Source organism: Streptomyces sp. NPDC051218 (assembly GCF_044455475.1).
In the GTDB taxonomy this organism is placed as follows: Bacteria; Actinomycetota; Actinomycetes; order Streptomycetales; family Streptomycetaceae; genus Streptomyces.
Map to the genome: position 1 here is coordinate 557,158 of NZ_JBITEU010000002.1, position 19,774 is coordinate 576,931.

20 protein-coding genes and 2 pseudogenes are annotated in these 19,774 nt (G+C 71.6%); 12 read left to right on the forward strand and 10 right to left on the reverse strand.

The window, feature by feature from the left end; translation table 11 throughout:
* The first annotated feature begins 61 nt into the window (after positions 1–61).
* Positions 62–448 carry an STAS domain-containing protein gene (locus tag ACIBCK_RS08890; protein WP_399388131.1) on the forward strand — a complete coding sequence of 129 codons (387 nt, stop codon included), beginning with the start codon at positions 62–64 and terminating at the stop codon, positions 446–448.
* On the opposite strand, the gene rpmF is transcribed toward ACIBCK_RS08890, so the two are convergent.
* Positions 445–609 (reverse strand): 50S ribosomal protein L32, encoded by a 165-nt coding sequence (rpmF, locus tag ACIBCK_RS08895; RefSeq protein ID WP_399388133.1) that lies wholly within the window; start codon positions 607–609, stop codon positions 445–447. The genes ACIBCK_RS08890 and rpmF overlap by 4 nt on opposite strands.
* Positions 610–761: 152 nt before the next feature.
* Between rpmF and ACIBCK_RS08900 the strand changes: the two are divergent.
* The 7 genes and pseudogenes from ACIBCK_RS08900 to ACIBCK_RS08930 form a co-directional block, all read left to right on the forward strand.
* Positions 762–1,007 (forward strand): annotated as a pseudogene (locus ACIBCK_RS08900) (membrane-associated oxidoreductase); the annotation flags it as partial.
* Positions 1,008–1,009: 2 nt separating this feature from the next.
* Positions 1,010–1,204: pseudogene (locus tag ACIBCK_RS08905) on the forward strand (carbohydrate ABC transporter permease); the annotation flags it as partial.
* A 68-nt stretch (positions 1,205–1,272) separates the two neighbouring features.
* Entirely contained in the window at positions 1,273–2,289 is a 1,017-nt protein-coding gene (locus ACIBCK_RS08910) for a hydroxyacid dehydrogenase (RefSeq protein ID WP_399388135.1), read from the forward strand.
* Entirely contained in the window at positions 2,286–4,169 is a 1,884-nt protein-coding gene (locus ACIBCK_RS08915; RefSeq protein WP_399388137.1) for a DUF2264 domain-containing protein, read from the forward strand. The genes ACIBCK_RS08910 and ACIBCK_RS08915 overlap by 4 nt, the downstream gene beginning before the upstream one ends.
* 73 nt (positions 4,170–4,242) lie before the next feature.
* Positions 4,243–5,031 (forward strand): MerR family transcriptional regulator, encoded by a 789-nt coding sequence (locus ACIBCK_RS08920; RefSeq protein ID WP_399388139.1) that lies wholly within the window; start codon positions 4,243–4,245, stop codon positions 5,029–5,031.
* Positions 5,032–5,039: 8 nt separating this feature from the next.
* Positions 5,040–5,192, forward strand: coding sequence for a hypothetical protein (locus ACIBCK_RS08925; RefSeq protein ID WP_399388140.1), 153 nt, complete (start codon positions 5,040–5,042; stop codon positions 5,190–5,192).
* The gene (locus tag ACIBCK_RS08930) at positions 5,189–6,388 is read left to right on the forward strand and encodes a glycosyltransferase (protein WP_399388142.1); all 1,200 of its coding nucleotides are present in this window, start codon (positions 5,189–5,191) and stop codon (positions 6,386–6,388) included. Before ACIBCK_RS08925 ends, ACIBCK_RS08930 begins: the two co-directional genes overlap by 4 nt.
* Here the strand turns inward: ACIBCK_RS08930 and ACIBCK_RS08935 are convergent.
* Positions 6,385–8,037: an amidohydrolase gene (locus ACIBCK_RS08935; RefSeq protein ID WP_399388144.1), complete on the reverse strand. Its 1,653-nt coding sequence runs from the start codon at positions 8,035–8,037 to the stop codon at positions 6,385–6,387. The genes ACIBCK_RS08930 and ACIBCK_RS08935 overlap by 4 nt on opposite strands.
* A gap of 63 nt (positions 8,038–8,100) precedes the next feature.
* The gene (locus tag ACIBCK_RS08940; RefSeq protein ID WP_399388146.1) at positions 8,101–9,585 is read right to left on the reverse strand and encodes a purine-cytosine permease family protein; all 1,485 of its coding nucleotides are present in this window, start codon (positions 9,583–9,585) and stop codon (positions 8,101–8,103) included.
* A 214-nt stretch (positions 9,586–9,799) separates the two neighbouring features.
* Here ACIBCK_RS08940 and ACIBCK_RS08945 point away from each other — a divergent pair, with 214 nt between their 5' ends.
* Both ACIBCK_RS08945 and ACIBCK_RS08950 read left to right on the forward strand, forming a co-directional pair.
* Positions 9,800–10,369 (forward strand): TetR/AcrR family transcriptional regulator, encoded by a 570-nt coding sequence (locus ACIBCK_RS08945; protein WP_399388891.1) that lies wholly within the window; start codon positions 9,800–9,802, stop codon positions 10,367–10,369.
* 65 nt (positions 10,370–10,434) lie between these two features.
* Positions 10,435–10,716, forward strand: coding sequence for a hypothetical protein (locus tag ACIBCK_RS08950; RefSeq protein WP_399388148.1), 282 nt, complete (start codon positions 10,435–10,437; stop codon positions 10,714–10,716).
* On the opposite strand, the gene ACIBCK_RS08955 is transcribed toward ACIBCK_RS08950, so the two are convergent.
* Both ACIBCK_RS08955 and ACIBCK_RS08960 read right to left on the reverse strand, forming a co-directional pair.
* Positions 10,652–10,978, reverse strand: a complete 327-nt coding sequence (locus ACIBCK_RS08955; protein WP_399388150.1) for a hypothetical protein — start codon at positions 10,976–10,978, stop codon at positions 10,652–10,654. The genes ACIBCK_RS08950 and ACIBCK_RS08955 overlap by 65 nt on opposite strands.
* Before the next feature lie 89 nt (positions 10,979–11,067).
* The gene (locus tag ACIBCK_RS08960; RefSeq protein WP_399388152.1) at positions 11,068–12,543 is read right to left on the reverse strand and encodes a cytochrome P450; all 1,476 of its coding nucleotides are present in this window, start codon (positions 12,541–12,543) and stop codon (positions 11,068–11,070) included.
* Between the two features lie 109 nt (positions 12,544–12,652).
* On the opposite strand from ACIBCK_RS08960, the gene ACIBCK_RS08965 reads away from it, so the two are divergent.
* On the forward strand, positions 12,653–13,264 hold the full coding sequence (locus ACIBCK_RS08965) for a TetR/AcrR family transcriptional regulator (RefSeq protein WP_399388154.1): 612 nt from the start codon (positions 12,653–12,655) through the stop codon (positions 13,262–13,264).
* 32 nt (positions 13,265–13,296) lie between these two features.
* On the opposite strand, the gene ACIBCK_RS08970 is transcribed toward ACIBCK_RS08965, so the two are convergent.
* The 5 genes from ACIBCK_RS08970 to ACIBCK_RS08990 form a co-directional block, all read right to left on the reverse strand.
* Entirely contained in the window at positions 13,297–13,488 is a 192-nt protein-coding gene (locus tag ACIBCK_RS08970; RefSeq protein ID WP_399388156.1) for a DUF5999 family protein, read from the reverse strand.
* 123 nt (positions 13,489–13,611) lie between these two features.
* Entirely contained in the window at positions 13,612–14,061 is a 450-nt protein-coding gene (locus tag ACIBCK_RS08975) for a hypothetical protein (protein WP_399388158.1), read from the reverse strand.
* A gap of 5 nt (positions 14,062–14,066) precedes the next feature.
* Positions 14,067–14,651, reverse strand: a complete 585-nt coding sequence (locus tag ACIBCK_RS08980) for a hypothetical protein (RefSeq protein ID WP_399388160.1) — start codon at positions 14,649–14,651, stop codon at positions 14,067–14,069.
* A gap of 220 nt (positions 14,652–14,871) precedes the next feature.
* Complete coding sequence (locus ACIBCK_RS08985; protein WP_399388162.1) at positions 14,872–15,300, reverse strand: hypothetical protein; 429 nt, start codon at positions 15,298–15,300, stop codon at positions 14,872–14,874.
* Between the two features lie 127 nt (positions 15,301–15,427).
* Entirely contained in the window at positions 15,428–17,743 is a 2,316-nt protein-coding gene (locus ACIBCK_RS08990) for an ATP-binding protein (protein WP_399388164.1), read from the reverse strand.
* 243 nt (positions 17,744–17,986) lie between these two features.
* Here ACIBCK_RS08990 and ACIBCK_RS08995 point away from each other — a divergent pair, with 243 nt between their 5' ends.
* Positions 17,987–19,738, forward strand: coding sequence for an ABC transporter ATP-binding protein (locus ACIBCK_RS08995; protein ID WP_399388893.1), 1,752 nt, complete (start codon positions 17,987–17,989; stop codon positions 19,736–19,738).
* The last annotated feature ends 36 nt before the right edge of the window (positions 19,739–19,774 follow it).

Sequence of the window (19,774 nt, forward strand, 5' to 3'; positions counted from 1 at the left end):
CCTCGCCGCTCGCGTTGTCGTTACTCTTCGTATGCGGGGTGTAGGAATTGGGGGGTGGACCATGGGCACGCCCGACCCGGGCTTCGGACTGCACCACCGTGTGGTGGACGGATCGATCATTCTGACATTCCGCGGTGAACTGGACGCCTGGGCGGAGCTGGAACTCTCGCCGCGCATAGCCGAGTTACTGGACCGGCCGGGCACGGACGTGGTGGTGGACCTGCGGCAGGTGACCTTCCTGGACGCCGGTGGCCTGCGACTCCTCGTGCGCATCAAAGGCCGGACCATCGCGAAGCGGCGCACCCTGCGGCTGATCCGCAGCAGCCCGCGCGTCTGGCGGGTCCTGCGGATCACCCGGCTCGACCGCAGCTTCACCGTCCTGGACGGCATGCCCGCCGCCCTTGACGCACCCGAGGACCGCGAGGGAAACCTGAACAGACCGGCCTAAGGGCGCAGCAGCCCTCGCTCGTACGCCTTGGCCAGTCGCTGGGGGACCAGGTGGGCGGCACCGTCGACGGTGACCGGCACGAGCTGCGGGGTGGTCGCCTTCCACTGGGCGCGGCGGTGGCGTGTGTTGCTGCGGGACATTTTCCGCTTGGGTACGGCCATGGTCTCGGTCCTTTCTCGGCAGTGCGTCGACGAGGCTATATGAAAATGGTTCCCATTTCGAATCAGGTGCCGTGGCGAGGGTCTCTCGACGCCGGTCGACGGGTGTGGGCCACGGTTGACAGCCCGGACGCCCCCGGGACACCATCCCGCCGATGGAGATCACCGACCTGACATCGGCGGAGCACCGCGTCCGGCAGGCGTTTCCGCTCGGCGAGGGCGTCGACTTCCGCGAGAGCCCCGACGACGACCCCAGGGCCGGTGACTCCTGGGGCCCCGAACGGACGGTGCGCGCCGAGGTGTTGAGGGCCCTGCTGCTCAACGGTCCGACGCGGGAAGGCGAGATAGCCGGGATGAAAGTGACCGGCGCGCGCATCACCGGACGGCTCGACCTCATGTACGGGTGATGCTTTCGGACGAGAAGCTGTACCCGGTCAGTCTCGGCCTCTACACCTGGAACAGCTCGGCCACCGTCTCGCCCGAGTACTACCCCGTGGTGATCATCGGCTCGCTCCTCGCGGTGCTGCCCCTGATCCTCGCCTTCATACTGCTGCAACGCTTCTGGAAGTCGGGTCTGACCGCGGGCTCGGTCAAGTGAGCCGTGCGGACCACGTGATCCCTGCGGACCACGTGAACCATGTGAACCATGTGAAAGGGAATGTGCTGATGAACGGCAGTCGCCGGCCGCGTGCCGCGCTCGCCATGGCCCCCGACGCGGCGAAGGCCGTGCTCGGCCCCGATGCCCTGGCCGCACTCGGCCGGGTGTGCGATCTGGAGCCGGACACGGTCCTGGACGACTTCACCACGGAGCGGGCGCGCACTGTGCTCCGGGACGTGGAGGTCTTGGTCACCGGCTGGGGCTGCCCGCCGCTCGACGCCGCCGCGCTCGCGGCCGCGCCCCGGCTGCGGGCCGTCGTGCACACCGCCGGGTCGGTACGCGGCCACATCACCCCGGAGTGCTGGGACCGGGGCATCGAAGTGTCGTCGGCCGCCGCGGCCAACGCACTGCCCGTCGCCGAGTACACCGTCGCCATGATTCTGCTCAGCGGCAAGCAAGTCATGGAGCGCGTGAGGGAGTTCAGGTCTACCCGGCGCCGCGACGAATGGCTCGGCCTGTCGCACGGCGTCGGCAACTACGGCCGTACGGTCGGCATCCTCTCCGCCTCGATGATCGGCCGCCGCGTCATCGAACTCCTCCGCCCCTACGACCTCCGGGTGCTGCTGCACGACCCGTACGTCTCCCACGAGGAAGCCCAGGCGCTCGGCGTACGGCCCGTCGGCATCCGGGAGTTGTTCGCGAGCAGCGATGTCGTCAGCGTCCACACCCCGCTCCTTCCCGCCACCCGCGGCCTGGTCAGCCGTGAGCTCATCGCCGCGATGCGCCACCAGGCGGTGCTCATCAACACGGCCCGCGGCGCGGTCCTCGACCAGGACGCCCTCACCGAAGCCGCACTCGCCGGCCGCGTCCGCGCCGTCCTCGACGTCACCGACCCCGAAGTCCTGCCCCCGGAACACCCGTTGTGGGACTGCGACCACGTCACGATCACTCCGCACCTGGCGGGCTCGCAGGGCAACGAGTGGGGGCGCCTCGCCGATCTCGCCGTCACCGAGCTCGGCCGCTGGGCCGCTGGCGACGGTTTCGCCCATGCCGTACGACGCGAAAGGCTGGCCTACCTCGCATGAGCATCCCCGGACTGCCCGAGGAAAACCGGGAGTTGAGCCCGTACACCGGTTACACGCGCGAGCACTGGCAGGCGGCCGCCGACGGTCTCCTGGGCGCCGCCTGGAAGTGGGCGACCCCACACGGCGCCCTGCTCGACCTGCCGGGCCGTCCCTCCGCGTCCGGCGTGCGCTCGGACGGCCTCGAGGGATACGCCCGCACCTTCCTCGCCGCAGCGTTCCGTGTGGCGGGCGCCGATGGCAAGGACCCGCACGGCTGGCTCGACCGGTACGCGCAAGGCCTCGCGGCGGGCACGCGCACCCCGGGCCGCGACGACGCCGAGTCGTGGCCGCTGATCCTGGACCACACCATCCAGGGCCAGCCGATGGTCGAGTCCGCGTCCGTCGCCCTCGGCCTGCGGCTTACCCGCCCCTGGCTGTGGGACCGGCTCGACAGCGCCGTACAGGACCGGGCGGCGGAGTGGCTGCGCGGCGCGATACGCCACGTGCCCGCACCCAACAACTGGTACCTCTTCCCCTACACCGTGGCCGGGTTCCTGGAGTCGGTCGGCCGTGGTGACGCGGAGACGGCCAGGGCGCGCGAGCGGGCACTCGAACTCCTGGAGACCTGGTACCGCGGCCAGGGCTGGTACGCCGACGGGGACGGCCGCGCCTTCGACCACTACAACGGCTGGGCGCTGCACCTGTATCCGACGCTGGACGCCCAACTATCGGGCGACACAGCACAGTTGTCAGCGCACGGCACCCGTCTGAACGAGCACTTGGAGAGCTTCGGACTGCTCTTCGGCGGGGACAGCGCCCCGATCCACTTCGGCCGCTCCCTGACCTACCGCTTCGCCGCCGGGGCATCCGTGGCCCTCGGCGCACTCACCGGTCACACGCCCCTCACCCCCGGCACATCGCGCCGCCTGCTCAGCGGATCACTGCGCTACTTCCTGGACCGCGGCTCCGTCAGCGCCGACGGACTGCTCACCCTCGGCTGGCACGGCCCGCACGAAGCGACCCTGCAGTCCTACTCCGGCCCCGCGTCGCCCTACTGGGCGTCCAAGGCGTTCGTCGGCCTCCTGGCACCGGCGAGCCACCCCCTGTGGACAGCCACGGAGGAACCGGCCCCCAGCGAGAGTCGCGACTCAGTCCTCGCGCTCCCCGCGCCCGGCCTCCTCGTCCAGAGCACCCGCGCGGACGGGATCGTACGGCTGCACAACCACGGCAGCGACCACGCGCGCCCGCACGAGGCCGAGACCGCGGCCCACGAGGACCCGCTCTACGCCCGCCAGGCCTACTCCACGCGGACAGGCCCCACGGCGCGCGGCAATACCGCCGACAACCACATCACGGTGGATGTGGCGGGCGTACGCAGCGCCCGCACCCGCATCCATCCGCTGGGCGCCGGTCACGGCGACGGCTGGGGCTGGGCCGCGTCCCGCCACACGCCCGCCTTCGTGAGCGGCCCGCCGATGGTGCCGGGCCTGCGCGTGGAGAGCGTCACCGTGGCCAGGGGCCGTCACGAGCTGCGTGTGCACCGCGTCGTCGGCGCCCCGCACGGCGCCCGCGTCACCCACACGGGCTGGGCAACAGGCCCCGAGGAGCCCCTGCTCTCCGCGCTCCACCCCTTGCACGGCTGGACCGGCCAGGACGAACAGCGCGCACCCCAGGGCACGGCCTTCACCCACTGGGCTCGCATGCCACGCCTCACGGCCGAGACGTCGGGCACGACCGTGTACGCGGCGCTGGCCACGCTCACCGCCGAACCGGAACCCACGCCTTTGGCGGACGCGGCCACCGTGGTGAGCGCGACGGATGACGCCATGGAGGTGCGGTGGACGGATGACGGCTCCGTGACCCGGATCGTCTTCGCACCCCTGACCGTCGAGCACGAGTGAGTGCAGGGCCAGGGCCGACTTGACCCTCACGTCGCGTCAGGCTGCACGCTGTACGCGACGAAAGGCGAGGTCCATGAGTTACACGGTGGGGCAGGTCTCCGGGTTCGCGGGGGTCACCGTCCGTACGCTGCATCACTACGACCGGTCCGGGCTGCTCGTGCCCAGCGAGCGAAGCCCGGGCGGGTACCGGCTGTACGGCGAGGCCGATCTGGCCCGCCTCCAGCAGATCCTCTTCTACCGCGAACTCGGCTTCGCCTTGGAGGAGATCGCGGAGATCCTCGCGGACCCGCAGGCCAACGCGCTCGACCAGCTGCGGGCCAGGCACAAGGCGCTGGTGGAGCAGATCGGCAAACTGGGCCGCCTGGTGGAGGTCGCCGAGCGGGCCATGGAAGTGCAGCAGACCGGCGTGCGGCTCAACCCGCAGGAGCGGTTCGAGGTGTTCGGTGAGATCACCTTCGACCTGAGCTACGCCACCGAGACCGGCCTCAAGTGGGAGGGCAGCGCGGGGTATCGGGAGGCGATGGGCCGGGCCGCCGCGCACTCCAAGGAGGACTGGTCCCGGCTCATGAGTGAGGCGGCGGCCTGGCGGACCGAACTCGTCAAGGCCTTCGACGAGGGCGAACCCGCCGAGGGGCACCGCGCCATGGCCCTCGCCGAGGAGCACCGCCGGCACATCACCCACTGGTTCACACCCTGCCCGCCCGCCATGCACCTGCGCATCGCGGACGACTTCGCCGACGATCCCCGCGCCTTCGCTCTTGTCGTACCACCTTCGGAACAACGCCCCGGCCTCGCCGAGTTCCTGCACGCGGCGGTGCGGGCCAACGCGGAGCAGGGTGCGAGTGGGGAGGGAGACAGATGAGGCTCGTGATGGCTGCAGGCGGGTCTTATGGCGAAGGCGATGTCGCCCTGTATGCCGGTCTCGGTGTCCGGCTGCGGGAGATCGGGCGCGACGTCGCGGCCGCCACGCAGGAGTCCTTCGCGCCTTTGGTGCGGGGCGCGGGCGGGGTGGGTGCCCGGTGAGGGTCTTGATGGCTGCTGCCGGGTCGTACGGTGATGTCGCTCCGTACACCGGTCTCGGTGCCCGGTTGAGGGAGGCCGGGCATGACGTTGCCCTTGCCACGCAGGAGACCTTCGCGCCGCTCGTGAGGGAGGCGGGGCTCGACTTTCGTCCGTTGCCCGGCGATACGGGTGCCGGTGGCGGAAATCGACAGCTGATGCGCACCGCCGCCGCGTTCGTGCGGAAGCTGGGTGCTGGGCTCGTCGAGGCCGCGGAACTCGGTGCCGATGCGCTGCTGCTGTCGACGACCACGGCGCCCCTTGGGTGGCAGTTGGCCGAGGCCATGGACATTCCGTCCATCGGCGCCTACCTGCAACCCACGCACCCCACAGGCGAGTTCGCGCCCGTGGTGGGTGGCGGCAGGTCGATCGGCGGTCCCGGCAACCGGGCGCTCGGCCGTTTCTCCTTGCGGATGGCCGACCGTGTCTACGCCGAAGCGGTCGCGGACCTGCGGACGCGCCTCTCGCTGCCGCGCGCCACACCGGGCGCCGTCCGGCGGTGCCGAGAAAAGGCCGGGTGGCCTGTCCTGCACGGCTTCAGTACCGCCGTCGTGCCCCGGCCCGCGGACTGGCGCGATGGCCTCGACGTCGTCGGCAACTGGTGGCCGCACCACGACCCGGACACCCCGCTGCCGGGCCCCCTCGAGGACTTCCTGAGGGCCGGGCCGCCGCCCGTCTTCATCGGGTTCGGCAGCATGGCCGCGGGTGACGGCGCGCGGCTGAGCGAGCTGGCCGTCTCCGCGCTGCGCCTGGCCGGGTTGAGAGGAGTCCTCCAAGAGGGGCGGGCGGGGCTGATGGCGCATGGCGACGACATCCTCACCGTCGACGAGATGCCCCACGCGCTCCTCTTCCCGCGCATGGCCGCCGTGGTCCATCACGCGGGCGCCGGCACCACGGCGGCAGGGCTGCGGGCCGGGGTGCCCGCGATTCCCGTGCCCGTCACGGCGGACCAGCCCTTCTGGGCGTCACGGCTCGCCGGTCTCGGCGCGGCCACCAAGCCCATCCCGTTCAAGGAGCTCACGGCACAGCGCCTCGCCGAACAGATCCGGTGTGCGGTGAGTGAGGCCACGTTCAAGGAGGCCGCCGGTGCCGTCTCGCGCCGCATGGGCGCGGAGGACGGCGCCGGTCATGTCCTCAAGGCGGTGGAGAGGCTCGGCTAGTCCCGCACCACCTCACCGCCCACCACCACGACCTCGGCCCTCGTCCCCGGGATGTCCTGCGGACGCACCCGCAGGATGTCCCGGGACAGCACGACGAAGTCGGCCAGCTTGCCCACCGTCAGTGAACCCCGCTCGTCCTCAAGGAAGTTGGCGTACGCGGAGCCCATCGTGTAGCCGTGGACGGCCGTCTCCGCGTCGAGTGTCTCCTCCGGCTGCCAGGCTTCGCCGCCGCCGAGGGGGCGGCGGGTGAGGGCGGTGTAGATGCCCGCCATCGGGTCCATCTCGGCGACGTTCCAGTCGCTGGAGAGTGCGAGCACCGCCCCGGCCTCGTGCAGGCTCCGCATCGGCCAGGCCTTGTGCCACCGGTCGGCGCCGATGTTCTCGGCCCAGTCCTGGCCGGGGCCCGCGATCTCGGGGGCACAGTGGCGTGGCTGCATGCAGGCCACTACGCCGAGCTCCGCGAAACGCGGGGTGTCGGCGGGGTCCAGGCACTCGACGTGGACGACCTGGTGGCGGGCGTCGCGCGGGCCGTTGAGGGCGCGGGCGTGCTCGACGGCGCCAAGGACCGTACGGATGCCCCGGTCGCCGGTGGCGTGCACGAAGCACTGGAAGCCGCGGGCGTCGAGCTGCGCGAGCAGCTCCGCGAACTCGTGCGCGGGGTAGAACGTGTCGCCCCGGTGCCGCCCGCATCCCGAGTAGGGCTCCAGAAGCGCGGCCGTGCGGGGCTCAACGACGTCGTCTATGTAGAGCTTGAGCGGGCCGACGCGCAGTCGGTCGTCCGCGAACCGCCGTGCGGCGGCGGCGAAGTCGTCCAGGTCCGCGTCGGACGTGCCGCGGGGATGGAAGAGCGCCGCCACGATGCGCGAGCGCAGTCGGCCCTCCGCGCGGGCGCGGGTGAACAACTCCAGGTCGTCCAGGGAGTTCTGCGGCTCGACGACCGTGGTGATGCCGAAGCCGATCGCGTCGTCCAGGCTCTTGGCCAGGCGTCCGTACTGCCGGTCGGGTGACGCCCAGGGCAGACCGAGCTCGCGCAGCGCCCGGTGCCCGTCGTGAGAGAGCCCCTTGATCGCGAAGTCCTTGATGAAACCGGTGGGTTCGCCCGTCTCCGGGTCGGTCTCGGCGCGGCCGAACGGCAGCGACGTACGGTCGCGGTCGACCCCGAGTCGGCGCAGGGCGGCCGTGTTGAGCCAAGCGGTGTGGACGTCGTAGCTCAGGACGAAGGCAGGGGTGTCGCCGGTTACGGGGTCGAGGTCGGCGGCGTTCGGCATACGGCCGCCCGGGATGGCGGAGTAGTCGAACGCCTCGGCCTCGATCCAGTCGGCGTCCGGGTTCTCGGCGCGCCAGGCGCGGATGCGGTCGTGGATCTCGTCGAGGGTGCGGGCGCCGGCGAGCTGCACGCAGGCGTCGTCGGAGCCCAGGCGCACGTGGTTGTGGGCGTCGATGAAGCCGGGCAGGACCAGGCGCCCGCCGCCGTCGATGACCCGCGTGCCCTCGCCGGTCCAGGAGTCCGCTTTCGTGTCGGCTCCGAGCCATGCGATACGCCCGTCCACGACGGCGAGCGCCTCGGCGGACGGCAGCTCCGGGTCGACGGTGTGGATGCGGGCGTTGCGCAGGACGAGATCCGCGGGCCTGGGGGTGGTGCTGGTCATGAGAGGTAACTCCTGGGGTGATGCGGGTGGTTCGAGTTGTACGAGAGGGGCGGGAGGGATGCTTCAGGCGGCTGCCCGCGAGGAACCGGGGACGCTGCGGCGGGCCAGCGCCCAGTACGTGAGTGCGGCGACGACCGAGCCGAGCAGGGTGAGGTCACCGCCGCCGAGCGGAGCGACCAGTGGCCCTGTCCAGAGCTCCGAGTCGCAGGTCAGCGCGGCGAAGGCCATGCCGGTGACCAGGGCGGCCATCCCGGCGGGGTGGAATCCGGCCCGGTACCAGTAGGCCCCCTCGCGGCCGGTGGTGTGCAGAGCCCCGGTGTCGTACCGGCAGCGACGCAGCAGCATGTCGGCGAGGAACACTCCGCCCCACGGCGCGAAGACGATGATCAGGAGCGAGAGGAAGCTGAGCAGCGACTCGGTGAAGTCGGTCAGGAACAGCGCGCCGAGTGAGCCGAGCGCCGTCACGACGACGCTGATGACGATGGCCTTCGCGCGGCTCCAGGGGATGCCGAGCACCTGGAGGTTGAGGCTCGATGAGTAGAGCGTGAGGATCGAGTTGGTGACCGAGCCGCCGAGCACGAGCAGCAGGAACACCGGCTGGAACCAGCCCGGAAGCAGCTTCTCCACCCCCGCGACGGCGTCCGTCATATCGGCCTGCGTGGCAGCCGCGACGCCCGCGACGCCGAGCGCCACGGAGGAGACGAAGCCGCCGAGGGCGCCGCTGACGGTGATCGACCGCAGAGAGGTGTCCCGGGGCAGATAGCGGGTGTAGTCGGCGGGCATCGGCAGATACGAGAAAGGCCCCGCGAGCATCACCACGAAAGCGAGCGTCCAGCCGGAGAAGCCCGCGCCACTGCCCGCTGCCGCTCCGAAGTCGGCGTCGGGCAGCACGAAGACGAGCAGCACCCCGAAGCCGGCCGCCAGCACGTACGCCATCCAGCGCTCGGCGAACTGCACGGTGGCATGGCCCCACATGGCCACGGCGAAGGTCATCGCCAGGGTCACCGCGAGGGCGAGCGCACGCGCCGAGTCCCCGCCCGCCCAGCCGAGGTCGGTGAAGAGCGCTTCGAGGGCGAGCGTGCCGACCACGGTGTTGACGATGGTGTAGCCGATGGAGACCACCCAGTTGAGCAGCCCGGCGGGGAAGTTCCCGACGACGCCGAAGGCGGCGCGGGAGATGACGAGGGTCGCGGTGCCGGTGCGGATGCCGCTGAGGCCTGCCGCGCTGATGACGAAGAAGGCGAGCCCGCCGATGACGACCACGGCGGTGGCCTGCCAGAAGCTGAGGCCGAAGCTGACGGCGAGGGCGCCGTTGATGACATAGGTGAAGGTCAGATTGGAGCCGAACCAGAGCCAGAACAGGTCCTTGGCGCTGCCGTGCCGGTCCTCGTCCGGGATCGGGTCGATGCCGTGGGTCTCGACCCGGAACACCTCGTCGCTGGTGACGCCCGTGCCGATCCCGGCGGTCGCGGTGCCGGAGGACGTCGCTGCTTCGGTCCCTGTTCGGGCGGTCTTCGTTCCGGCGGAAACCGGGGCCTCTTCCGTCATGCGGGCACCTCACTCTCCGGCACCCAGACTTTGAATGCCGTTCTATTACCTAGAACGGCATTCAAAATGCGCCACGGGCCTGGGAGCCGTCAAGACCCTGCGGGAAATCAGCCGGGGACGGCGGGGATAGGGTCGGCGGGTGGAGCAGGGCGCGGGGACCGGAACGGGAGCAGGCGTGGCACGACGGCGGGACGGGCAGGTCGCGCGGGACCGGATGCTGGAGGAGGCGATGACGGCGATCGCCGAGAACGGCCTCGCCGCGCTCACCATGTCCGCGCTCGCCGAGCGCCTTGGCACCAGCGGCGGCCACATCCTGTACTACTTCGGCAGCAAGGATCGCCTGCTCCTGGAAGCCCTGAGCTGGAGCGAGGCCGCGCTCACCGAGGAACGGCGCGCCCTGCTCGCGGGCCGGGCGGCGCCCGGCCGCAAGCTCGACCGGTTCCTGCGGATGTACCTGCCCAAGGGGCCGCGCGACCCCCGCTGGATGCTGTGGATCGAGCTGTGGGCCCGCTCCGGTGCGAACGCACCGCTCCGCACGGCCCAGGACGAGCTGGACCTCGGCTGGCAGGCGGATCTGGAGGCCCTGCTGGCCCAGGGCGCGGCTCAGGGAGCCTTCGCGGTGGACGACGCCGCGGGCCGCGCGGGGGAACTCCTCGCACTCCTCGACGGCCTGAGCACGCGGGTCGTCCTCGGGCAGCGCGGAGCGGACCGCAAGGATGCCCTCGCCTCCGCGCGCTCGGCGGCCGAGCGGCTCGTCGGGCGCCCCGATGTGACCGGTACGTAGCCCGAGCGGCCGAACGGGCAGGTCGTGATGGTCATGACGGAGCCGGAGCGTGGAAGCCTCCAGACATGACCGAAAGCGCGTACCTCTATATGGCGAAGCCTCGGATCACGGTCCTTGGCGTCAACCCCGGCCGACCGCCCTTCCGCATCGTGGAGCTCGACGGCGAGGTGGTCGGCGAGGCCAGGGAACTTGTCGACGTCCTGGAGGTGGCAGCTCAGGCGGGCGTCGTCGTACACGACGTGGACGATCCGGATCTGGTGCGCTGGGTGGGCGGCGACAAGTTCACCTGGAAGCCCAAGGAGTCGACGGGACCTGCGGAGCCTGCGGAGTCCGCGGAGCCGAATTAGCTGAACTGGCCTGACTGGCCGAAGCGGGGCACGCCCGGGGATCGGGGCGGTCGGGCTCGAGGTCGTAGATCCTGTTCAGGAGCTCGGCCTCGTTGCCCGTCAGGCCCGCGCGGCGCAGCGCCTCGTCGGCCTCCGCCATGGGTCCGGCGAGGAGCGAGGCCGCCGCGGCCGGTGAGGGGCCGGACAGGGCGGCACGTGCGGTGTGCAGCAGCCGCAAGCAGGCCTGGGCTGCGGCCAGTTCCGGGGTCGGCGTGCTGGTCATGTCGAGAGCTCCTCTGCGCGGGTTCGAAAGGACCGGCGGCTCGCACCGGTGGACCCTCCACTCTTGCGCACGGGTCTGACAATCGAGCTCTACGCCGCCCTGGCGCGGCGGGTGAGCCGCAGCGTTAGGCCTTCCGGCATGAGGGTGAGGCGCTCGACGACCCGCAGGCGGTAGCCGGGGTCGGCGTGCAGGTCGTAGCGGCGCAGGAGCAGTCCCAGCACCAAGGTCGCCTCGTGCAGCGCGAACTGACGGCCGATGCAGGCCCGCGCGCCCGTGCCGAACGGCTTGAAGACGTGGGCGGGGCGCGCGCGTACCGCCGAAGGGGCGAACCGGTCGGGGTCGAACTCCTCGGGACGCTCGCCCCACGCCGCGGGATCGCGGTGCAGCAACGTGGCGAGGACGAGCGCCCAGGCCCCCTCGCGCATCGGGTGCACACCGCCGAGCGTCGTGTCGTGCAGAGCCTGGCGCGAGAAGCCGGGCGCCGTCGGCCACAGCCGCAGCGACTCGTCCAGGACGCGCCGCAGATAGCGGAGCTTGGCGACCTGCTCGTACGCGGGCTCCTGCGCGTCCCCCCAGACCTCGTCGACCTCCGCCTGGGCGCGGGCCAGGACTTCGGGGGAGCGCGCGAGATAGTGCAGCGCGAACGACAGGGAGCCCGACGTCGTCTCGTGCCCCGCGACCAGGAACGTGATGACCTGGCGGCGGATGTTCTCGGCGGAGAGCCGCTCACCGGTGTCGGGGTGGGCGACCTCCAGCATCCGGTCGAGCAGATCACCGTCGCCGGGGCCAGGGGCGGCGCGGCGGGCCGCGACCACGTCGTCGACGGTGCCGTTGAGATAGGCCATGTCGGCGGCGTTGCGCCGGGTGGCGCCGCGCAGCAGAAGCGGGGCGAGCGCGGGCGGTACGACGTTGCGGCGCTGGGCGTAGGAGAGCGTGCCGACCATGGCCGACACGAAGGGGTGCGGCCTTGACCGCTCGAAGGAGCCGAAGTCGTGCCCGAACCCGGTGCGGGCGATCGTCTCCAGGGTCAGCTTCGTCATGTCGCCGGGCACGTCGACGGGCCGCCCCGCTTCCTCCCTCTGGTCCCAGCGGGCGGTCAACTGCCGGGCCACGTCCAGCATCAGCGGGTGGTAGCCGGCCATCGCGTCCCGGCTGAAGCCGGGGGCGAGTATGTCGTGCGCGAGCTGCCAGTTGGGCTCGTGGTTGTACGCCGTGAACAAGCCGTCACCGGCCACCGGCCGCAGGTTGGCGACGCCCAGGCCCACATGCTTGGCGAAGCGCGACTCGTCGGCCAGCTCGGCCGCGAGTCCGGCGCCCCAGACGAAGACGATCTCCTTGCCGAACGCCTTGCGGCGGAAGATGGGACTGAGCCCGCTGCCGATGCGCATCGAATCCTGCACCGGCGTGCGGACGTTGGCGCCCAGGATGTCGCCCACCAGGGGCAGGCGGCGCGGCGGGTGCGGGATGAGATCGAGGCGCGGCCACCCCAGCTCGGCGCTGCGAAAGCCCTTGGGGGGAGCCTCGGGACCCTCCGCCACCTGCGATGTCTGCGACACCTGAGCCATGTGTGCCATCTCCCTTGTGCCGCAGACCCGTTGAGCCTGTTGTACGCGGATTCAATAAGGTGTTCCAGTCTGGGCCCGCTGTTGAATCCACGTCAAGTAAGGTGCTCCCATGGTCGCGAACCCGCCGGAGCGTACGCGCCGCAGACTCAGCACCGAGGAGCGCAGGGAACAGTTGCTCCAGGCAGGGGCGCGGCTCTTCGCCCAGAATCCGTACGACGACGTGTGGGTCGAGCGGGTGGCGGAGATCGCGGGCGTCTCACGCGGCCTGCTGTACCACTATTTCCCGACGAAGAGCGACTTCTTCGCCGCCGTGGTGCAGCGCGAGAGCCGGCGGATGCTGCGCCTGACGGCGGCGGTGCCCGGCGTCCCGGTCCGCGACCAGATCGGCACGGGCCTTGAGACGTTCCTCGCGTACGTCGAGTCGCACGCCGAGGGCTTCCGCGCCTTCCACCGGGCGGAGGAGACGGGCGACGCCACGGTCCGCAGGATCTACCGCGAGGGCCTCGCGGCCCACGAGGACCAGATCCTGCAAGCACTGGCCGCTGACCCCGAGACGGCTGCCACCCCCCACGACGTCCCAGCTCTGCGCCTGGCCGTGCGCGGCTGGCTCGCCTTCATGGTGACCGTCTGCCTGGAGTGGCTTGAGGAGCCCGAGCTGCTGCCGCGCGCACAGGTACGTGACCTGTGCGCGAGGACGTTGCTGGGCGCGATCGCCCCGTAGGGCGACCCCGTGGCGCGCGTCGGTCCGTGTTCTCAGGCCGCCATGGCCGGCGTCCTGGCCGCACCCACCACGCGGCCGTCCGGCAGCAGTTCGCCGGTGTCGTCGAAGACGATCGTGCCGTTGCACAACAGGCTCCAGCCCTGTTCGGGATGGGCGGAGACGATCCGGGCCGCGAGGTGGTCGGGGTTCGCGGCGAGCGGGCACGGGGGCTGGTGGGCGCACATGGTGTACCTCCGGGTGGGGGTCGCGAACCTTGTGCGCGGCCCGGTCTTGTTCGGTTTCTCGTTGCGTGAGTGAAGACTCCACGGGAGACATCAACTCATCGCTCGGAAAGGCTACTTGTGGCCTCAGGCGGGGAGGAAACCAGCCCGGAAGTGCGTCAGGAGTGTGGTATCCGACGCTGCGTCTCTGTCCGTCAGTCGGCCCGCCACCCAGAGGAAGAAGTCGTCCGCCTCCGCGTCCATCCAGTCGTACGTCGGGTCGAAGGGGCCGGGGTCCGGTGCGGGGTAGCGGAGTTCGAGAAGGGCCGTGCCCCGCGTGTCCTCGACGGTGAAGCGGCGGGTGCCGTCCGGGCGGGTGGACTGATGGACCGTCACCGTGGCGCAGTTCCAGCGGCGTCGGCCGTACTGGAGCCAGAGAACCGGCTCCTCGTCGGCGGGGTCCGCGTACAGCGCCGCTGCCGCCTCCCCGCCCGCGTGGACGAAACCGTGGCAGCGGCCGGACGCGGGCGACAGGAGCCCCGTGCGGGGGTCGAGGGCCCACGTACGGCCGTGCTGGTCGTAGTCCTTGAGCAGCATGAATGTCAGGCGCGTGGCGGGATGCCGAGTTCCTGGTCGACGGCGGCGCTGGTGCGGGTGGACGCCTCGATGACCTTGGCCCAGCTGCCGTACTTGGCGAACTGCTGGTCCGCGGTCGGGCCGAGAGGATTGCCGTACTTCTTCATGTTCCGCTCCTCCAGGGCCTGTACCGCCTCGGGGGTCATCCCGGCGCGGGTGATGTCCTTGGCCTCGTTGCGCATGTCGACGAGGACGCGGGCGATCTCCTCGTCGGAGCGGCCTTCCTCATGCATACGGTCCGCAACGCGCTCCATGGTGTCCAGGAGCTGGTGGTAGCGCAGCCGCACCTCACGGGCCTGCTCACGCTCCTCCGGAGTCATCTGCCGGATGAGGCAGACCGCGGCGTCCTTGCTGGTGCACGGCTCTTCGAGAGCGGGCGGCGGGGCATACAGGCTGGTGACGGCCGGCGCGTGCCGCGCGGGCGCGTCCGCGTGGGCATGGCCCGGGGCGATCAGGGTGCCGCTGAGGGTGGTGAGCAGGGGGAGCAGGAAGAGGACGACGAGGCGGGGGAGGAGCCGTGGGGGGATCCGGGGGGTCCGGTGGGCGCGCACGTAAGAAATCTCCTTCGCCTGGGGGTGGGGGTGAAGGGGACATTACGTCCGGATTTCGGGCGAGGGCGGCCACCCTCGCGGCGCGTCCGGGTGACGTACTCGGGACGCCGCGGACGCGTCGGTTCTGCGCGCCGACCTCGCCTGCGGCAGAGGTCGGCGTGCTCACGCTCGCGCCGAGGAGGACCGGGCCCACCTCGCGTTCGTCCGGGGCTTTCCGGGCTCAGCGCACCTTCACGTAAACGACGGGCGAGATGGCGCGGCCTCCGACGATGCGCAGGGAGTTGCGGCCCTTGAGGCCGAGCTTGACCCGCATCTTGTACGCGCCGTTGCGCGCGGTGTACACCGACGCGGGCAGCGAAACCCAACGCTTGCCCTGCTTCTGTTGCAGTGTGACGCGGGTGCCGGGCCGCATGTTGCGGCCGACTCCGTAGATGTAGAAGTCCTGCCACGCACGGACGCTGGCCGCGGTCGACTTCGCGGTGAGGGTCGGACGCGGGGCCGCGGTCGCCGCGTTTCCGGGTGCGTGCGAGGAATGCGGGCTCACGGCGCCGGCGCCGGGCACCGCCGGGCCCGCCAGCACGGCGAGGGCCGCGATGCCCGCCACTGACGTGTACTTCACCGACGCGTACTTCAGCTTCAACCGATTCACACGCTCGCTCCGTTCGTTCGCTTCCGGGTCGAACCACGTTCGCTACCGGGTCGAACCATGTGTAGACCGCGGGAAGATGAACGAATCAGATGGTTGGGCCTCTTTCGTGCATGTTGACCCGAGTGCCTCAAGTCCCCGGTGGATTCCACCCGCACGGAGGCGGCCACTCGATCCCGCCGAGCGCGGGCCCGTGCTCGATCGCGGTGATCAGCTGATGGACCGAGGCGGCGCCGGGCGGCCCGGCCACGGAGACGACCCCGGCGAGCGCCTTGTGTGCGCGGCGCCAGGCCCGGCTGCGCCGACCGCGCAGGTACTCGACGAGGGCGAGCGCGTACTGCGTCACGGAGCGCGTCCATATGTCGTGCCGCGTCTGCGTCCCGGCCGACGCACGGCGGACACTGCGCAGCGCGTCGGCCGGGCGGACGCGGGCCTGCGCCACGGCGAGTCCGGCCCAGCTGACCGCGGCGGACGGGCCGTGATGGGCGTGGGCGGGGACGGTGTGGGCGGCTTCCCGCAGATACTCGATGGCGCGTTCCGTCTCGCCGCCGCGCAGGGCGATGAGGCCCAGTACGTGGGCGACCCTGCCGATGGTCGCGTCGTCACCGGCGAGAACGGCTACGCGCCAGGCCTGACCGAGAAGTTCCTCGGCCTCCGGCGCGCCGTCGCACGCCGCGAGCCAGCCCGCGAGCCACAGGGCCTGCCCGCCGCGCGGGGCGTCCGCCTGGCTGAGCGGCAGCAGCCGCCGCAGATGCTCACGCCCCTCGGTGGCGTGTCCGCACACCGCCCACCAGAACCACAGGTCCACGACCATGCCGAGGGCGGTCGTACCCGCGGCGGTGATATCCGCGCTCGTACTCCGGTCGGCGGTGTGCGGGGGCGGATCCAGTGCTGCCCGTTCCAGTGCTGCCCGCAGGTCGGGTTCCTCGTCGCGCAGCAGGAGGGTCGCCCGGTCGTGCCGTCCGGTGCTCCACAACTCGTGGGCGGTCGCGGCGACGGCGCGGTACCAGGCGAGGTGGCGGGTGGCCGCCGTGCCGGACTCACCCGTGGATTCGAGGCGTTCGGCACCGAAATCGCGGGCCGCCGCCGGCAGCCGGTAGCGGGGCTGCAGTACGCCGCCGGGGTCACGCACGGGTTCCAGCACCGAAGCCAGGACGAGCCGCGCGAGGCAGGGGGCCACCCGTTCCGGGGCGAGCCCGCCGCCCGCGCACACGTAGACGGCGGCGTCCTCGTCGAACTCGCCCGCGAAGATGCTGAGCCGCGCCCAGACGCTGCGCTCGGCCTGCCCGCAGAGCGCGTAACTCGCGCCCACGGCGGCCCGTAGGGACCGGTGCCGCCGCAGGGGCGCCTCCGGTTTTCCGAGCCACCCCTGGCTGGGCCGCAGCATCCGGGCGAGCTGCGCGGGCGTATGTAGGCCGGTCTGCGCAGCGGCGAGCTCCACCGCGAGCGGTACGCCTTCCAACCGCGCGCAGATGTCCCTGACGGCGCGCAGTTCGGCTTCGTCGGGTGCCGGGGGCGAAGGGGTGGGCGCAGCGTCCGCCTGGCGCCTTGCGCCGCGCGCCCGCTCCATGAACAGCTCCACCGCGGGCCCCGGCTCCTTCTCCGCCCCCGGGGCGACGACCGGGAGGGGCCTGAGATGATGCACCAACTCCTGCCCGAGGCCCAGCGGTTGCCGCCCCGCCGCGAGCACGCGCACGCCCGGCGCCCCCAGCAGCAGCGACTGCACCAGGCGTACGCACTCGTCGCGTACGGGATCGAAGTCATCGAGCAGCACCAGGACCCGCCGAGCCCGAAGCCGCGCAACAAGCTCCGCCCCACCAAAGCCGCTGTTCGCGTCCCGGAGTGGCCCGCGGCTGCCCCACCCGCCTCCGCCTTGCCCGTCGTCGTCCTGCCCGGCACGCCCCTGCTCGCCATCCTGGTCGCCGCTGCCTCGCCCGCCGCCCTCCTGCTCGCCTCCGCGTGGTCCGTCGCCGTTCTGCTCGTTGCTGTTTCGCCTGCCACCGCCTCGTTCGCCTTCGCGTGGCCTGCCGCCGTCCTGTCCGTCGTCGTGTGGCCTGCCGCCGTCCTGCCCACCCCCGCCTCGCTCGTCGCCGTCCTGCTCGAGGCCGCGTCGCCCACCCCCACCCCGCCCGCCTCCGGCCACAGATGCGCCGTTCTCACCCCCGGCCATCTCCCCGGCCGTCACTTCGCCCGCCTCCCCGTCCATGGCCTCGGCCACCGCCCGCGCCACCGACTGGCCACGCGCGAGGCCGTCGTCCCACCACCGCACGACGATCACGCCGTCCGGCAGCTGGCTGCTCACCGCTGCTGCGGCGTGCGCGGCGAGGACGCTCTTGCCGACGCCCGCGGCGCCCGTCACCGTCACCAGCCTGCTCTGGGCCAGCAGGCGACGGAGTCTCGACAGATCCTCGGCCCGGCCCAGCAGGCCACCCCCGCGTACACGCACCCGCCTGTCCTCCCCCCGCCGCACCCGCCGTGCAGAATCGTCACTGCAAAGAATTCGACAGTCCCTCTAACTCCGTGTCCCGATCCGGGTTACGGGGCGAGGAGCCGGGCAACCGCGCAGCCGGTCAGGTAGGTAGGTAGGTAGGTAGGTAGGTAGGTCAGGCAATCTGCCGTCCCGGGCGTCCTCTCCCGCGTGACCAAGAACGAGCCGGAGCAGCCGGCCGACAAGAGACCGGCGGCGGAGATACCGGCGCAGGAGAGGCTCTCCGCCGGTGAGACCTGGCGGGCGCTGTATCGCTACTTCCGCCCGCACCGCTGGGCCGTCGCCCTCGGCGCCCTGTGCACGCTGATCGGCGCGGCGACCGGCCTCGCCCAGCCGCTCGCCGCGAAAACCCTGGTGGACCGGCTGGGCAGCGACGGCTCGATCGCCGGGATCATCCTCCTGCTCACCGCACTCGTGGTGGTCGGCACCGCCATCGAGTCCGTCGGCGCGTACGTCCTTGAACGCACCGCCGAATCCGTGGTGCTCGCGGCCCGGCGCACCCTGATCGGACGGCTGCTGCGGCTGCGCCTGCCGGAGGTGGAGCGCACACAGCCCGGCGACCTGATGTCCCGGATCACCTCGGACACCACACTGCTGCGCGCGGTCACCACGCAGTCCGTGGTGTCCGCCGTGGCGGGCGGGCTCACCTTCATCGCGACGATCGTGATGATGGGCCTCATGGACGTCGTCCTGCTCGGCGTCACCCTCGGCGTGATCGTGCTCATCGGCGGCGCGGTGGCCCTGGTGATGCCGAAGATCGCCCGAGCGACGGAACGGGCCCAGGAAGCGGTCGGCACGATCTCGACGGCGCTGGAGCGGGCGTTCGGCGCGTTCCGCACGCTGAAGGCGTCGGGCGCGGAGGATCGCGAGACCGCCGCAGTGCAGGCCGCCGCGCGGGAGGCCTGGCGGCACGGGGTGCGGTCCGCCAAGTGGCAGGCGGTGGCCTGGAGTTCGGTCGGCTTCGCCGTGCAGGTGTCCTTCCTCGCCGTCCTCGGCATCGGCGGCGCACGCGTCGCGTCCGGCGCCATCTCGGTCTCGACGCTCGTCGCCTTCCTGCTCTTCCTCTTCTACCTGATCGACCCGGTGTCCCGTCTCGTCGAGGGCGTCTCGCAGTACCAGGTCGGCTCGGCGGCCATCGCGCGGATCGTACGGGCCGAACGTCTGGAGACGGAGGACGTCACCGGGCCCACGCCGCGGACGGAACACAGCGGCCCCGCCGCCGTCACCTTCGAGGACGTGACCTTCCGCTACCGGGATGCCCTTCCGTACGTCCATCACGGCGTGAGCTTCGACATCCCGGGCCCCGGCATGACGGCCTTCGTCGGCCCCTCGGGCGCGGGCAAGACCACCGTCTTCGGCCTCATCGAGCGGTTCTACGACGCGACGGGCGGCCGCGTACTCGTCGACGGCCGCGACGTGCGGCAGTGGCCGCTCGCCGAACTGCGCTCCGTCATCGGCTACGTGGAACAGGACGCGCCCGTCCTCGCGGGCACCCTGCGCGAGAACCTCCTCTTCGGGGCGCCCGGCGCGACCGACGAGGAGATCCGTGATGTTCTCGTACGCGCCCGCCTCGACACCCTGGTCGACCGGTTGCCGGACGGTCTTCAGACGCTGGTCGGACACCGCGGCTCCCAACTGTCGGGCGGCGAACGCCAACGCGTGGCGATCGCGAGGGCGCTTCTGCGCAAGCCGCGCCTGCTGCTCCTCGACGAGGCGACGTCGCAGCTCGACGCGGTGAACGAACTGGCCCTGCGTGACGTGGTGTCCGAGATCTCACGGGAGGTGACGGTCCTCGTGGTGGCGCACCGCCTCTCGACGGTGACGCTCGCCGACCGGATCGTGGTGATGGACGCGGGGCGGGTCCGCGCGTCCGGCACCCACGAGGAATTGGTGGCGGCCGATCCCCTGTACGGGGAGCTGGCGGCGACCCAGTTCCTCGCGACGACGGCGTGATCGTCGAGGCGGCGAAAAGGCCTGGCCCAGGACAGG

Excerpts from the sequence above, each read along its gene's own strand:
- ACIBCK_RS08890 (WP_399388131.1), top strand. The coding sequence starts at position 62 with ATGGGCACGCCCGACCCGGGCTTCGGACTGCACCACCGTGTGGTGGAC.
- rpmF (WP_399388133.1), bottom strand. The coding sequence starts at position 609 with ATGGCCGTACCCAAGCGGAAAATGTCCCGCAGCAACACACGCCACCGC.
- ACIBCK_RS08910 (WP_399388135.1), top strand. The coding sequence starts at position 1,273 with ATGAACGGCAGTCGCCGGCCGCGTGCCGCGCTCGCCATGGCCCCCGAC.
- ACIBCK_RS08915 (WP_399388137.1), top strand. The coding sequence starts at position 2,286 with ATGAGCATCCCCGGACTGCCCGAGGAAAACCGGGAGTTGAGCCCGTAC.
- ACIBCK_RS08920 (WP_399388139.1), top strand. The coding sequence starts at position 4,243 with ATGAGTTACACGGTGGGGCAGGTCTCCGGGTTCGCGGGGGTCACCGTC.
- ACIBCK_RS08925 (WP_399388140.1), top strand. The coding sequence starts at position 5,040 with ATGGCTGCAGGCGGGTCTTATGGCGAAGGCGATGTCGCCCTGTATGCC.
- ACIBCK_RS08935 (WP_399388144.1), bottom strand. The coding sequence starts at position 8,037 with ATGACCAGCACCACCCCCAGGCCCGCGGATCTCGTCCTGCGCAACGCC.
- ACIBCK_RS08940 (WP_399388146.1), bottom strand. The coding sequence starts at position 9,585 with ATGACGGAAGAGGCCCCGGTTTCCGCCGGAACGAAGACCGCCCGAACA.
- ACIBCK_RS08945 (WP_399388891.1), top strand. The coding sequence starts at position 9,800 with ATGCTGGAGGAGGCGATGACGGCGATCGCCGAGAACGGCCTCGCCGCG.
- ACIBCK_RS08950 (WP_399388148.1), top strand. The coding sequence starts at position 10,435 with ATGACCGAAAGCGCGTACCTCTATATGGCGAAGCCTCGGATCACGGTC.
- ACIBCK_RS08955 (WP_399388150.1), bottom strand. The coding sequence starts at position 10,978 with ATGACCAGCACGCCGACCCCGGAACTGGCCGCAGCCCAGGCCTGCTTG.
- ACIBCK_RS08960 (WP_399388152.1), bottom strand. The coding sequence starts at position 12,543 with ATGGCTCAGGTGTCGCAGACATCGCAGGTGGCGGAGGGTCCCGAGGCT.
- ACIBCK_RS08965 (WP_399388154.1), top strand. The coding sequence starts at position 12,653 with ATGGTCGCGAACCCGCCGGAGCGTACGCGCCGCAGACTCAGCACCGAG.
- ACIBCK_RS08970 (WP_399388156.1), bottom strand. The coding sequence starts at position 13,488 with ATGTGCGCCCACCAGCCCCCGTGCCCGCTCGCCGCGAACCCCGACCAC.
- ACIBCK_RS08975 (WP_399388158.1), bottom strand. The coding sequence starts at position 14,061 with ATGCTGCTCAAGGACTACGACCAGCACGGCCGTACGTGGGCCCTCGAC.